13 protein-coding genes and 1 pseudogene are annotated in these 12,947 nt (G+C 35.1%); 7 read left to right on the top strand and 7 right to left on the bottom strand.

The genetic code is table 11. From position 1 onward, the window contains the following. The first annotated feature begins 64 nt into the window (after positions 1–64). Positions 65–1,393, top strand: a complete 1,329-nt coding sequence (locus J3D55_RS20960) for a carboxylesterase family protein (protein ID WP_259134426.1) — start codon at positions 65–67, stop codon at positions 1,391–1,393. A gap of 87 nt (positions 1,394–1,480) precedes the next feature. Here the strand turns inward: J3D55_RS20960 and J3D55_RS20955 are convergent, their stop codons facing one another. From J3D55_RS20955 to lpxK, 5 genes and pseudogenes are all read right to left on the bottom strand, one after another. Further along, entirely contained in the window at positions 1,481–2,953 is a 1,473-nt protein-coding gene (locus J3D55_RS20955; RefSeq protein ID WP_259134415.1) for an alpha-amylase, read from the bottom strand. 42 nt (positions 2,954–2,995) lie between these two features. Further along, positions 2,996–4,094 (bottom strand): annotated as a pseudogene (gene dinB, locus J3D55_RS20950) (DNA polymerase IV). 124 nt (positions 4,095–4,218) lie between these two features. Beyond that, a complete protein-coding gene (locus J3D55_RS20945) occupies positions 4,219–4,734 on the bottom strand; it encodes a TlpA family protein disulfide reductase (protein WP_259134411.1) in 516 nt (171 codons plus the stop codon). Between the two features lie 200 nt (positions 4,735–4,934). Beyond that, a complete protein-coding gene (locus J3D55_RS20940; protein ID WP_259134409.1) occupies positions 4,935–5,750 on the bottom strand; it encodes a purine-nucleoside phosphorylase in 816 nt (271 codons plus the stop codon). After that, positions 5,737–6,759 carry a tetraacyldisaccharide 4'-kinase gene (gene lpxK, locus J3D55_RS20935; protein WP_259134406.1) on the bottom strand — a complete coding sequence of 341 codons (1,023 nt, stop codon included), beginning with the start codon at positions 6,757–6,759 and terminating at the stop codon, positions 5,737–5,739. Before lpxK ends, J3D55_RS20940 begins: the two co-directional genes overlap by 14 nt. A 131-nt stretch (positions 6,760–6,890) precedes the next feature. Between lpxK and truA the strand changes: the two genes are divergently transcribed. The 6 genes from truA to J3D55_RS20905 all read left to right on the top strand — a co-directional run bounded on the left by truA (position 6,891) and on the right by J3D55_RS20905 (position 11,527). Further along, positions 6,891–7,625, top strand: a complete 735-nt coding sequence (truA, locus tag J3D55_RS20930) for a tRNA pseudouridine(38-40) synthase TruA (protein ID WP_259134397.1) — start codon at positions 6,891–6,893, stop codon at positions 7,623–7,625. Positions 7,626–7,662: 37 nt separating this feature from the next. After that, the gene (locus J3D55_RS20925) at positions 7,663–8,001 is read left to right on the top strand and encodes a hypothetical protein (RefSeq protein ID WP_259134394.1); all 339 of its coding nucleotides are present in this window, start codon (positions 7,663–7,665) and stop codon (positions 7,999–8,001) included. Positions 8,002–8,065: 64 nt separating this feature from the next. Next, entirely contained in the window at positions 8,066–8,653 is a 588-nt protein-coding gene (locus J3D55_RS20920) for a Crp/Fnr family transcriptional regulator (protein WP_259134391.1), read from the top strand. An 86-nt stretch (positions 8,654–8,739) separates the two neighbouring features. After that, positions 8,740–9,339, top strand: a complete 600-nt coding sequence (locus J3D55_RS20915) for an alpha/beta hydrolase (protein ID WP_259134389.1) — start codon at positions 8,740–8,742, stop codon at positions 9,337–9,339. Beyond that, entirely contained in the window at positions 9,326–9,511 is a 186-nt protein-coding gene (locus tag J3D55_RS20910) for an alpha/beta fold hydrolase (protein WP_259134386.1), read from the top strand. Before J3D55_RS20915 ends, J3D55_RS20910 begins: the two co-directional genes overlap by 14 nt. A gap of 261 nt (positions 9,512–9,772) precedes the next feature. After that, on the top strand, positions 9,773–11,527 hold the full coding sequence (locus J3D55_RS20905) for an ABC transporter ATP-binding protein (protein WP_259134383.1): 1,755 nt from the start codon (positions 9,773–9,775) through the stop codon (positions 11,525–11,527). A 48-nt stretch (positions 11,528–11,575) separates the two neighbouring features. Here the strand turns inward: J3D55_RS20905 and J3D55_RS20900 are convergent, their stop codons facing one another. Together J3D55_RS20900 and J3D55_RS20895 are read right to left on the bottom strand one after the other, a co-directional pair. Next, positions 11,576–12,181 carry a class I SAM-dependent methyltransferase gene (locus tag J3D55_RS20900; RefSeq protein WP_259134380.1) on the bottom strand — a complete coding sequence of 202 codons (606 nt, stop codon included), beginning with the start codon at positions 12,179–12,181 and terminating at the stop codon, positions 11,576–11,578. Positions 12,182–12,218: 37 nt separating this feature from the next. After that, positions 12,219–12,896: a DUF4919 domain-containing protein gene (locus J3D55_RS20895; RefSeq protein WP_259134379.1), complete on the bottom strand. Its 678-nt coding sequence runs from the start codon at positions 12,894–12,896 to the stop codon at positions 12,219–12,221. Positions 12,897–12,947 lie beyond the last annotated feature (51 nt).

The raw sequence follows: 12,947 nt of genomic DNA, 5'->3' as shown, positions 1-12,947 counted from the left end.
GTGGTATTTGTGTTTAATAAATTCAAAATTCATTAAATTTAAGTGAACATTTATTCTGTTTTGGATGACAACACGACAAAATATAGGAACACATACTTTTCAAACACCTTTTGGAAAGATTTTAGCATTGAAAGAAAATGGAGTGATCAAGGCTAAAAGCATTCGCTATGCCCGTTCTGAAAGATTTAAAATGCCCGTTTCTTTACAGTCTGCGGAATCAGAGGAGATTTTTGACAAAACTCCCGTTTGTCCGCAACACATCAGTCCGCTTTTGGAAAGATTAATTGAAAAAACAGATCTTAACAAATTTGAAGCGAATGAATCACCTCAATTCTTAACAATTACCCGTCCCGAAAATATCAATGAAAATGAAAAACTTCCCGTTATTGTCTGGATTCATGGGGGTTCGTATGAAGTTGGTTGTGGCGATCTTCCGACTTCCGATCCTACAATTTGGATAAAAGAGCAGAATATTATTGTTGTTGCAATCACCTATAGATTAGGCCTTTTTGGTTTTTTAGGAGGAAGTGAAGAAAGACCTGCCAATCTTGGATTATTTGATATTATTGAGGCTCTAAAATGGATTAAGAAAAATATTCAGAGTTTTGGCGGAAATGATGGAAATATTACACTTTTCGGACAGTCTTCCGGAGGCGATGCCATTGCTCATCTGATGATTTCTGAAGGCGTAGAAAATTTGTTTCAAAGAGTAATTATTCAGAGTGCGCCTTTGGGTTTTCGCCATAAGAGAGATAAAATGTCTTCAGAATTTTTCAGGAAAACAGAATCTTTAAAAGATGAGATTGATCCTCTAAAAATGGTCGAAAGCTATGTGAATTTTTTACCTTCTTTTAGAAAATATGGTTTAAAAACATCCATGCCTTTTTGTACACAATATGGTTATCCGCCTTTATGCAAAGAGGAAGAAAGTCTTCCGAAATGGAAAGAAAATTCCAAAAAATATGACGTGTTGATCGGTTTTAATAATGATGAAACCGCTTTTTACGTAAAAACTGCCGAGAAAGGAATTTACACTTATTTACATCACAAGATTCTTGATAAAATCGTTCGTGAGACAACAGAATTCATCTACGGAAAACCGACTCATATTTTTGCTCAAAATTATGCTGAAGGTGGTGGGAATATCTATCAGTTTAAAATTCATTCGACCTTAAAAAACAATTACATCGGAGCTTCCCATTGTGTTGATCTTCCTTTGATTTTTGAAAATAAAGAAGCTTGGAAATCCTCAGAATTGTTGAAAGATGTTCCGTGGGAATATATTCAGGAAAATGGTAAAAAACTGCGTTCACTTTGGGCAGAATTTGCCAGAACCGGAAAAATTTCAGACCATTCTGAAAGACCCGAAATTCTGGAACTCCGAAAAATTTAGTTTTGATTTTTTGAACACAAAATGACAAACTTTGCGGTTTGGTGTATATCTTCCAGCTTCTAGCATCCATCTTCCAGCTAAAAAAAGTTACTCAACAATCCAAACACTCACATTTCCTACAGGAACAGGGAAATTTCCCCATCCTTTTTCATCAATGGTTACTTTTTCTTCGCTTCTTCCAAGCAGATCATAAAATACGTTGCCGATATATTTTTCGCCCATTTCCATAGGTTTTTCGTAAAAATCTTTATTGCTTAAAACTACGGCACAACCCGAATGTTCATCATCGCCTTCACGAGTCCAGCCAAGACAATTGGAGTCTTCAAAATAATCTTTTTGTTCGCCGTAAGCGTGATCTTTTCTCGCTTTTAGGAGTTCTTCAATTCCGTTAACTTTATTCAGAAATATTTCCTGATCGTTTCCTTCTTTATCTTTATCAATATAATGAGATCCATACAAATCGGGATAAAAAACACATGGATAACCATCTTTTCTGAGTAAAATCAAAGCGTAAGCAAGAGGTTTGAACCATTCTTCAACCGGCGCTTCCAAATCCTGCAAAGGCTGTGTATCGTGATTATCCACCAAGCTTACAGAATGAAGCGGATCTGCCTGAGTAAGACTTCCGTCTAATATTTTGCTTAGATCATAAGAATCTCCTTCGTTGGAAGCGGTGTGAAAATTATTTTGTAATGAGCTGTCAAACAGACTCATGCAACCTTCCGTAACCTCAATGTATTTTTGGAGTAAATTCAAATATCCGGGAGCCCAATATTCTCCGACAGCGAAAATGTTTTTCCCTGAATTGGAGCGGAGTAGGGTAATCCATTCTTTATAAAAATCAAATGAAATATGTTTTAAAGCATCAAGTCTTACGCCATCAAAATCGGTCTGATCAAAATACCATTTTGCCCAAGTATTGAGTTCTTCACGCACGAAAGGATTACGATGCTCAATGTCATTATACATCAGATAATCGTAGTTTCCTTTTTCATCATCGATCATTTCTTCCCAGTCGGTTCCATATTCATTTTTAATTTTAAAAATATTAGAATCCATACCTTCTGCATAATCTACACCGCTGAAACAGTTGAAATTCCATTCAAAATCAGAATATTTTTTTCCTCTGCCCGGAAACGTAAATTTTGTATAGGACTGAATTTCAATCTCTCCGGAAATTACTTTTTCTCTGTTATTTTCGTCTACTTTTACAGCTTTAAAAGTTTCCAGTTCGTCACCACCGGCTTTATGTCCTAACACAATATCCACAATGACCTGAATATTTTCCTTTTTTAAAGCTTTTATAGCTTTTGTGTAATCGTCTTTGGTTCCGTATTTCGTGGGAATGCTTCCTTTTTGATCGAATTCCCCTAGATCAAATAGATCATAAGCGTCATAGCCAATAGAATATCCTCCGCTTGTTCCTTTATAAGCGGGAGGAAGCCAAACGGATGTGATTCCTAACTCTGATAAATATTTTGCCTGTTTTTCGGCTTCCTTCCATAGTTTTCCGTCTCCTTCCGAATACCAGTGGAAAAACTGAATCATCGTTTCATTCATAAATTGAAAATTTGGTTACTACAATGTAGTGAAAAATTTCAACTATTGATCTTCAAATTCTTTAAACGGTATTTTTAGTTGAACAGAAACCAGTTTTTTTTCTTCTGTATTAAGATGAGAGAGTGATAATCCTAACAAACGAACCGGTTTGTCGAACGGGCGAAGTTCCCACAATTTTTTTCCGGTTTTAAAATATTGCTCAGCTGATGAAAAATATTCTTCTTTGGTGATACTTCTTGTGAAAAGTGAGAAATCTTTATATTTAATTTTTAAGGTTAAAGATTTTCCGAGAATATTATTTTTCTGCAAACGGTTGTGAAGTTTCTTCACTTAAACTTTCGAGTTTTTCATTGATTTGCTGTTGGTCAAAAAGGTCTTCAAAGAAAGTTCTTTCCACGGCAACACTCTTCTGAATCCGATGAGGTTTTACTTCAGAAGTATGAATTCCGCGAACGACATTGTAATAATAAGCTCCGGATTTCCCGAACATTATCGTAAGGTCTTGCATCGATCTTTTCTTTAAGTCTTTTCCTTTAAAAATACCTAAGCTAAACATTTTATTAGCCGTAACTTTTCCTACTCCATAAAATTTTTCGACAGGAAGTTCTTCCAAAAATCCTTCTATTTTATCTGGATGAATGGTTTTTTGTCCGTTCGGTTTATTGATGTCGGAAGCTACTTTTGCTAGAAATTTATTCACGGAAATTCCTGCAGAAGCGGTTAATCCCGTTTCATCAAAGATCTTTTGTCGAATTTCTTTGGCGATCTGATTGGCAGATTCTATTCCTTTTTTATTTTCAGTGACATCAAGATAGGCTTCGTCCAGAGAAAGTGGCTCTACCAAATCGGTATACTCATGGAAAATCTCCCGAATTTTTCTTGAAATCTCTTTATAACGCGCAAATCGAGGCGGAACAAAAATCAGATGCGGACATTTTTCTTTGGCTGTTTTACTGGGCATCGCAGAACGGACACCGAATTTTCGGGCTTCATAACTTGCTGCGGAAACCACACCACGATGTCCGCCACCGACAGCAAGGGCTTTTCCTCGCAATGCAGGATTGTCATGCTGCTCTACGGAAGCATAAAATGCATCCATATCAACATGAATTATTTTGCGGATGGGAAAAGGAAAATCCATATCACAAAGATATGGATTCTTGTATTTTTAATTATTTTGTTTTGTCTTTAATTATTTTAATCGCAAGGATAGACAAAGATTTATAAGATTAAAAATGAACATTGTTTTACTTTGCAGTAAAAAATTAATTCAAAAGTTTATCAATTGTTGTTTGAATTTCAGGATCTTCCGGTGAAATAGCATAATATTTTGCAATGGTAGATTTTTGATCGATCACCATATATCTTGGAATCCAGTTAAGGTCAACATAATTATTGAAGTCATTTTTCCAACCGGAAGCGAACCAATAATTTTCTTTGTCTTTCATTTCGAATTTTTCCAGACTTTTATCAAAACCTTCTTTTGAGCGATCTAATGACAAGAATACAAAATCAATATTCTTGTTGCTTTCTTCTAATTCTTTAGCTTTTGGAAGTGCTTTCAGACAATCTCTGCACCAACCTGCCCAAAAATCAATCACCAAAACTTTTCCTTTATGCTGATCTAAAATTTGCTGAATAGTAATGCTTTTTCCTTCTTCATTTTCCAGTTTTTGGCTTAATGCTTCTTTGGAAAAACTTGTTTTAAGAACTTTTGGAGTCTGTTGTGAACAACCTAATCCAAAAACTCCGATCATAAATAATAATAGTAATTTTCTCATTTTTTCAATTTCATTTTATACAAATCTAAACAATGAAATACAATTGGAGGTTGATTTTTGATCAATTAGGAAAAATTTATGAGATTGAAGAATTCTATTAAACTGAAATTCAAATATTATTTTCAACGAGAAAAGGGACAAAAGATAGTTGTATTAATTATTTTAAGTTTAAAAAAATAAAGATTAAATAAAGTAAAATTTTAAGAGTAATTCTTCACCAAGCCTTTCACCACCGTAATCACATTCGGCATCGCTGTATTCGCGGCATTCAAAACTTCTTCGTGAGAAACGGAATGGGCAATATCCGGACCGCCTAAATCTGTAATAATCGAAATACAGAAAACATCCATTCCCATATGTTTGGCAACGATAACTTCGGGAACGGTACTCATTCCGACCATATCACCGCCGATGGCTTTTATCATTCCGTATTCTGCGGGAGTTTCAAAAGTTGGTCCTTGTAAGGCGACATAAGTCCCCTGATGGATTTTGATATTATTTTCTGAAGCTACTTTTTCGGCAACGGAAATCATCTTTTTGTTGTAAGGTTCGCTCATATCAACGAAACGAGGTCCCAATTCATCAATGTTTTTGCCACGAAGCGGATGTTCGGGCATCATGTTGATGTGATCTTTTACGATAGCAATATCTGCAATGCTGTAGCTTTTGTTGATTCCGCCGGAAGCGTTGGAAAGAATTAAATTTTTAATTCCTAATAAATGAAAAACCCTGATCGGAAAAACGACGGTTTCCATAGAATGACCTTCATAATAATGAAAACGACCGCTCATCATTAGTACTTTTTTGCCTTCCAGAATCCCATAAATCAGTTTTCCGCCGTGACCTGCAACTGTAGTTTGAGGGAAATTCGGAATTTCAGAATATTCCAACGTGTGGATTGCTTCAACTTCTTCCTGTAATTTTCCCAATCCCGATCCTAAAACGATCGCGAAATCGGGTGTTTCTTTAATAATGTTTTTTATAAACTCTGCAGTCTGCTTGCTATTTTCTAACATAATCTAAGATGATTTGATTGAATTCTTCCTTTTTATCAATGATCACATTAATAGGCCAGTAGTAAACAATGTCTCTAAGATAATCAAAGCTTTTTAAACGGACATAATCTTTTTCTGTTGTTAAGATTAATTTATATTCGCCCAGTTTTTTGTATTCAGCAATGATTTTTTTAATATCATCTTCCGTAAAATTATGATGATCCCTAAACTTTAAATGCTTAACGCGCTGCGAGAATTTTGCCAGATGCGCCAACAAAGGTTTCGGATTGGCGATTCCCGTAATCAGAAGGATGTCGTAATAATTCAGGTTGTTGTCGGGAAGTATTTTTTCTTTTCCGTAGACATTTTCGTCATATCCGATGGATGAAAAGAATACTTTCTGGGTACGATCCGGTCTTATCCTCGAAACATAATATTGTTTGGTTTCATCAGTCAGTTCATCCGGACATTTGCTCACCATGATGATATCTGCTCTTCCTGATCCCGCTCTTGATTCTCTTAAATCTCCCGCCGGAAGAAGATGATCTTTAAAATAAGGATCATTAAAATCGGTCATCAAAATATTGAATCCCGGTTTTATGGCTCTGTGCTGCATCGCATCATCCAAGACCAAAACATCAAGATCCATATCTTCGATTACTTTTTTTGCTCCGGGAACTCTTTCTTCGGAAACCGCGATCACAAAACGATTTTTGAAACGTTCAAACAATTGCATGGCTTCATCGCCCACCATTTTGTAGTTGCTATCATAGTTCGTTACAGCATATCCTTTCGACAATCTTCCGTAACCTCGGGAAAGTACGCCCGTTCTGTAATGTTTTGCCAAAAACTGCGCAAGATACATCACCATCGGTGATTTTCCGCTTCCGCCCACAGAAAGGTTTCCGACACAGATTATCGGAGTTTTGAATTTCGTAGATTTAAAAATTCCCAGATCATACATCGTGTTTCGGATACCCGTTACCATATGATAGCCGAGGGAAAAAGGATAGAGGTACCATCTTTTCATACGTTTGCAAAAATAGGAATTTTCAGAAGGAATTACTTCATTATTAACAGTGACTTTTCAATATTTATTTTAAAAATTCTATTCCTGATTATTATTAAATTAAAGTATTTTTGTAGAGTTATATTATTACATTGAGATATTTTATTGAATTTTCTTACAACGGTAAAAACTATTTTGGCTATCAGATCCAGCCGGATGCCATTTCCGTACAGGAAGAACTGGAAAAAGCGCTGTCAACTATTTTAAGAGAAGAAATTAAAACAACCGGCGCGGGAAGGACAGATACGGGAGTTCATGCGAAGAAAATTTTCGCTCATTTTGATACCGAAAAAGTTTTGGATGATCATCTACCGAATAGACTAAACCGTTTTCTTCCGCCTGATATTTCAATTAAAAGAATTTTTCAAGTGAAGGATGATTTTCATGCCCGTTTTGATGCAACTTTCAGAACATATGAGTATTATATTACATTAGAAAAAAATCCTTTCACCACAGAATCTGCGTGGCAACACTGGAGAAAGCATCTGGATATTGATAAAATGAATGAAGCCTGTAAAATCTTGTTTGAATATGATGATTTTACAAGTTTTGCCAAGTTAAAAACCGATAACAAAACCAATATCTGCAAAATGTACAAAGCAGAATGGGAGCAAAACGGAAGTGAATTGAAGTTTACCGTTTCTGCAAACCGTTTCCTGAGAAATATGGTAAGAGCAATTGTCGGAACAATGATAGAAGTGGGTTCGGGAAAAATAAAGCCTGAAGATTTACGAAAAGTGATTGAAGATAAACACCGCAATTCGGCAGGAACTTCTGCACCGGCTCATGGGTTGTATTTGGTGGATGTGGGCTATGAATTTGATTAATTAGAAAAATTATATAAAACTAAAAACTAATAACATTATGATAGGCATTTTTATTTTGATCGCTGCATACAGATATTATGCGAGACTTGCCGAGAAATTCAGAAAAACGAAGTGGCATTACGGACTTTTCGCAATTGGAGTTTATTTAGGAACTCAACTGTTGTTCGGCTTTTCTTATGGTATTTATAAAGGAATTACTGATCCTGACTCTTTGGATGATTCTAATTTTATGGCATTTTCAGGAATTAATCTTGTAAGCTGGGTGATTTCTATTGCTGCAGTATGTGGTGTGTACATGTTTCTTGAGAACAAATTTATAAAAGAGAATCGCCAAAAACCTTCTTTGGAAATCGAAGAAATAGGCAATAAAGAATGATAATAAATGATGGTGGCTTGATGTTTTCAAAGTCACCATTTTTAATTTAATAAAAACTAAAACCATGGATGAAATAGAAAAACTGGAGTTTGCGCTCAATCATTTTGCGGGTCTTACGGAAGACGATTTCAAGTTGTCTCAAGATTGCTGGTTGCCCAAAAGCTATAAAAAAGGAGATTTTTATAACCTTCGCGGAACGGTTTGTACGTATTTCGGATTTATTGTTGACGGCGTTTTCCGTTCGTATACCATTGATGAAAAAACGGGAGAGGAGAAGAACGTTTTCTTATATTCTGCGAATGGTTTTGTGGTTTCTTTTAAAAGTTTTATCAATCAGATTCCTTGTGATTATCATACGCAGGCTCTTACGGATGCTTCGATTATTTATATCCGATATACAGATTTGCTGGCGTTGTATCATCAGTCGCACCGATGGGAGAAATTCGGGAGGTTGTTGGCGCAGGAAGCATTTAATGTTACCATGTCGAGAATTGAAGGATTTATTTTAAAATCTCCTGAAGAACGATATTTAGACCTCATAAAACAGCATCCCGATATTTTTAATAATGTTCCGTTGTACCATCTTTCTTCTTATTTAGGTATTCAGGGACCATCTTTGAGCAGAATAAGAAAAAGAATTTCCGGTAAGTAATACGATTTTAACCAAGGTTAAAATTATCCTCATTTAATTCGCGGAACTTTGTCCCATAATTTAAAACCAATTAAAAATAAAAAGTTATGAAAACAAAAACGATCGTATTAATTCATGGATTATTTGTGAACAATACAAGCTGGAAAGAATGGAAAACTTATTTTGAAGCTCAAGGCTACACTGTACATACTCCTGCAAATCCGGGACATAAAGGAGATCCTAAAGAATTGAAAAAGAATATCCCATCAGATTTGAAAGATGTAGGTTTTGATGATGTAGTAAAATATTTATCAGCGTTTATCGATAAACTTCCCGAAAAACCAATCTTGATCGGACATTCATTCGGTGGATTGATGGTTCAGAAATTAATTGATATGGGGAAAGCTGTTGCCGGAGTAAGTATCGATGGTGCACCTCCCAAAAACGTGATGGCTCCTTTTTCTACCGTAAAAATTGTTTGGCCTGTCGTGAATTTCTTTAAAGGAAATACTACATTTTTAGGATCAAAAGAATGGTATCATAAAGCATTTTTTAATAATTATTCTAAAGCAGAAAGTGATAAATTATACGAAACGGTGGCTGCACCGGAAAGTAGAAAACTGGCGAAAGATCCGTTATTCAAATCTTCTGCAAAATTAGATTTAAATAAACCTCACGAACCATTATTGTTTATTGCAGGTTTCTAATGATAATATTTTCCCTGCAGAATTTTCTAGAAAAATCGCCGGAGCTTATAAAGACAAAAATAGCATTGTGGATTTTAAAATATTTGAAGGCAGAAGCCATTTCATTGCCGGAGAAAAAAATTGGGAAGAGGTTGCAGGATATGTTTTGAACTGGCTGAAAAAAGTAAATTAATTTATAATTTTCATAGCATTAAAAAGAGACGGCTTAGATAGAGCTGGTCTCTTTTTTTTGTAAAGACCTACAATCAAACCTTCAAGGTTTTCAAAACCTTGAAGGTTTAAATGAGTTGTAATAAACAAAAAACAATCTATACCATAAATAACACCGATCTGAATTTTTCATCAGGAATTCATGAAGTTGTAAAGGCTTTCAAATTATAAAGTCTTATTTTTGCATAGAATTTTTAAATTTAATTCTTCTTCAATTCATACAATGAAAAAACAAGATACCTGGGGAATTGTGAAGAGGCTGTTCTTTATAGGAATGAAGTTTCGTTCTTGGTTCATCCTTACTTTAATCATCTCCATTATATTAGCATTGGTTTCTACTTACAGGCCTTATCTCACCATGCAGGTTGTAGATAATGACATTACGAAACTAAAAGATAAGGCTTTAATGATGCAGCACATCTACATTTTGGTAGGTTTGGTGTTTGCGGAAACGGTCTTAAACTTTTTCTTGGTTTATTTTTCCAATTATATTTCTCAAAATGTAATCAGAGATATCAGAGAGAGACTTTACAGCAAATTAATATATTTCAGAACATCATTTTTTGATAAAACGCCGATCGGGCAATTGGTAACAAGAGCGGTTGGAGATGTTGAAACGATTGCAACGGTTTATACAGACGGTTTCCTGATGGTTTTCGGGGATGTTTTAAGGATCATTTTTGTATTGGTGATGATGTTCAGTACCAATGTTCACTTAAGTTATATCACGTTGGCGATTTTACCTTTGATGGTCGTGATTACACGATTTTTCCAGAAAAGATTAAAAACCGCTTTTGGTGACGAAAGAACGTGGACATCCAATCAAAACTCTTTTGTTCAGGAAAGACTGGCGGGAATGCCGATTATTCAGGTGTTCAACAGGCAAGGTTCTGAGTTCAAAAAATTTGATGATATTAATATTACTTTGAAAGACGCATTATTGAGAACGGTTTTCATCTTCTCATTATTCTTTCCTGTGGTTGAACTTATTTCTTCACTTTTTATCGGATTCATCCTTTTCTACGGAGGTTATATTACGATCAGCGCAGGTGTTGTGATTGCTTTTATTCAATATATTTCTATGTTGATTCGTCCTTTGAGACAGATTGCGGATAGATTTAACAATATTCAGAGAGGAATTGTAGGGGCAGAACGTGTTTTGGGCGTTATGGACGAAGATTATGCGATGCCGAATAACGGAAAAGTGGTTAAGGAAAATTTCGATGGTAAAATTGAATTTCAAAATGTGCATTTTGCCTACGATGATAAACAGGAAGTTTTAAAAGGAATTGATTTTAAAGTAAATCCCGGAGAAACTGTTGCCATTGTTGGAGCAACCGGAGCCGGAAAATCTACCATTATCAGCTTGATTACAAGATTGTATGATATTAATTCAGGAAATATTTTAATCGATAATGTTGATCTTAAAGATTACGAACTCTATTGTCTGAGAAGCCACATCGGAGTTGTTCTACAGGATGTTTTCCTGTTCCACGGAAGTATTTTCGAAAATCTTGCTTTTGGTGACGAAAGCATTACGCTAGAGAAAATAAAAGCCGGCGCAAGAGAAATCGAAGTGGATGATTTTATCGAAAGTCTTCCCGGAGGTTATGATTACGTGGTGAGCGAAAGAGGTTCGTCGATTTCTTTGGGACAGAGACAATTGCTGTCGTTCCTGAGAGCGTATTTATCTGATCCGAAAATATTAATTCTGGATGAAGCCACATCTTCCATCGACCATGAAAGTGAAAAGCTGATCCAAAGAGCGACGGAAAAAATTACAAAAAACAGAACATCAATTATTATCGCGCACAGACTTTCAACGATTGAAAAAGCCGACAAAATCATTGTCATGGAGCACGGAAAAATTGTTGAAGAAGGAAAACATCTGGAGCTTCTTGATAAAAACGGGTATTATTCTACGTTGTACAAAGCCCAGTTGAGACATGAAGTGGAATTGGAGGAAGAGGAAAGTTAGGAATCTATAAATATTTATATAAAAAAGAGAGTCAGAAATGGCTCTCTTTTATTTTTTCTTAAAACTACAAAACACAAAATTCTGCACAGTATCAAAAGGAGTTGTGTGATCTTCCGTAATACAATGGATGGTTTCAAAACTTGTTTCAAATTTTTTTGTCATCGATTCTTCGTCGTATTGAGTGATTTCCAGTCCGCTGCACTTTGTCGGTCCGTCTTTTGAAAATGTTCCTAAAACCATGAATTTTGACACGGCTTTTTCTGTGATTTCAACATATTTTGAAATCTGTTCCGGCGTTATCAGAAAATGAAAAGCCGCTCTGTCGTGCCAAATATGGTACGTTTCTGTGGGTTCAAATTCGGTAATATCCGTTACGATCCATTGTACTTTTTCTGCTTTTTCACCTAATCTTTCTTTTGCTTTTTCCAGCGCTTTTTCAGAAATATCGAGAACCGTGATGTTTTCATAACCTTCATGCAGAAGAAAATCCACAAGATGGCTGTCTCCACCGCCAATGTCAATAATTTTTGCATCCTTTTTTAAGCCGAAAGAATTAATGAAATCCAATGAAGTTTGAGGCTTTTTCTGAGTCCAGCTTACCTGATCCGGATTTTTGGTTTCGTAGACATTTTCCCAATGGTTTTTATTGGTCATAGTAAAGATTTTAAAAAGCTAAGTTAAATTTTTAGCTTTATTTATCGAACATTCTGCCGTAAAGTTTACTCACATCAAAATACATTCCCGGAATTTTATATTTATCTTTTTCAAAAGCTTGATAATCGCATTTTCCGTCGTAGCTCTGGGATTTATTTTCTAACTGAAACATATTCATCAGAACATATTCGTGAGAAACTGAAATGACATGAAAACCTGTTTCACATTTTAAGCCGTCACCGGATGTAAGTATTGCCTCTAGCAAACCGTGAAAATTGGTAGACACTTTTTTAGCCATAGCTTCATCTTTACTCATATGATACATGTAAGCGAGATAGTTCATTGCACGAAGATCCAAAGGGTCTTCTTCTAAAGCTTCTCTGAAAAGTTTAATTCCTCTTGGCATATCTTTTTCTGAGATACCGTTTCCTGTGTAGAATTTTCTCAGCTCTTCATCTTTCTTTCCTATTTTGTAAGGACTGTAATTTTTTTGAAATGTTTGTCCGAAATAAAGATGGCGATATTGATCTGCTGTTATAAGGGTGTCGTTTTCCTTTAATTTTCTTAAAAGATTCGGATAGTAGAATTCTGAATCTTTATTCTCAATATTTCTTTCTATAGCAGCATAATCAGGTGCTTTAAATTCTAATTTTTGAGCATGTGAGAAAATGATGAAAAATAAAGTCGATACGATTAAAAATGCTTTGATATTCATAGTTTCTATAGTTTTAGTATTATTTTTTATAAACGTCAAAAATATTAAATA

It is taken from the genome of Chryseobacterium ginsenosidimutans, from assembly GCF_024807225.1.
GTDB classification, from domain to species: Bacteria; Bacteroidota; Bacteroidia; order Flavobacteriales; family Weeksellaceae; genus Chryseobacterium; species Chryseobacterium ginsenosidimutans.
Note: the sequence above shows the minus strand (reverse complement) of the source record. Positions and strands in the feature narration are given on the sequence as shown.

Bases quoted from the DNA above. Each gene is read 5' to 3' on its own strand.
- J3D55_RS20920 (WP_259134391.1), top strand. From the start codon at position 8,066: ATGGATGAAATAGAAAAACTGGAGTTTGCGCTCAATCATTTTGCGGGT.
- J3D55_RS20945 (WP_259134411.1), bottom strand. From the start codon at position 4,734: ATGAGAAAATTACTATTATTATTTATGATCGGAGTTTTTGGATTAGGT.
- J3D55_RS20960 (WP_259134426.1), top strand. From the start codon at position 65: ATGACAACACGACAAAATATAGGAACACATACTTTTCAAACACCTTTT.
- J3D55_RS20940 (WP_259134409.1), bottom strand. From the start codon at position 5,750: ATGTTAGAAAATAGCAAGCAGACTGCAGAGTTTATAAAAAACATTATT.
- J3D55_RS20955 (WP_259134415.1), bottom strand. From the start codon at position 2,953: ATGAATGAAACGATGATTCAGTTTTTCCACTGGTATTCGGAAGGAGAC.
- J3D55_RS20900 (WP_259134380.1), bottom strand. From the start codon at position 12,181: ATGACCAATAAAAACCATTGGGAAAATGTCTACGAAACCAAAAATCCG.
- J3D55_RS20915 (WP_259134389.1), top strand. From the start codon at position 8,740: ATGAAAACAAAAACGATCGTATTAATTCATGGATTATTTGTGAACAAT.
- J3D55_RS20895 (WP_259134379.1), bottom strand. From the start codon at position 12,896: ATGAATATCAAAGCATTTTTAATCGTATCGACTTTATTTTTCATCATT.
- J3D55_RS20905 (WP_259134383.1), top strand. From the start codon at position 9,773: ATGAAAAAACAAGATACCTGGGGAATTGTGAAGAGGCTGTTCTTTATA.
- lpxK (WP_259134406.1), bottom strand. From the start codon at position 6,759: ATGAAAAGATGGTACCTCTATCCTTTTTCCCTCGGCTATCATATGGTA.
- J3D55_RS20925 (WP_259134394.1), top strand. From the start codon at position 7,663: ATGATAGGCATTTTTATTTTGATCGCTGCATACAGATATTATGCGAGA.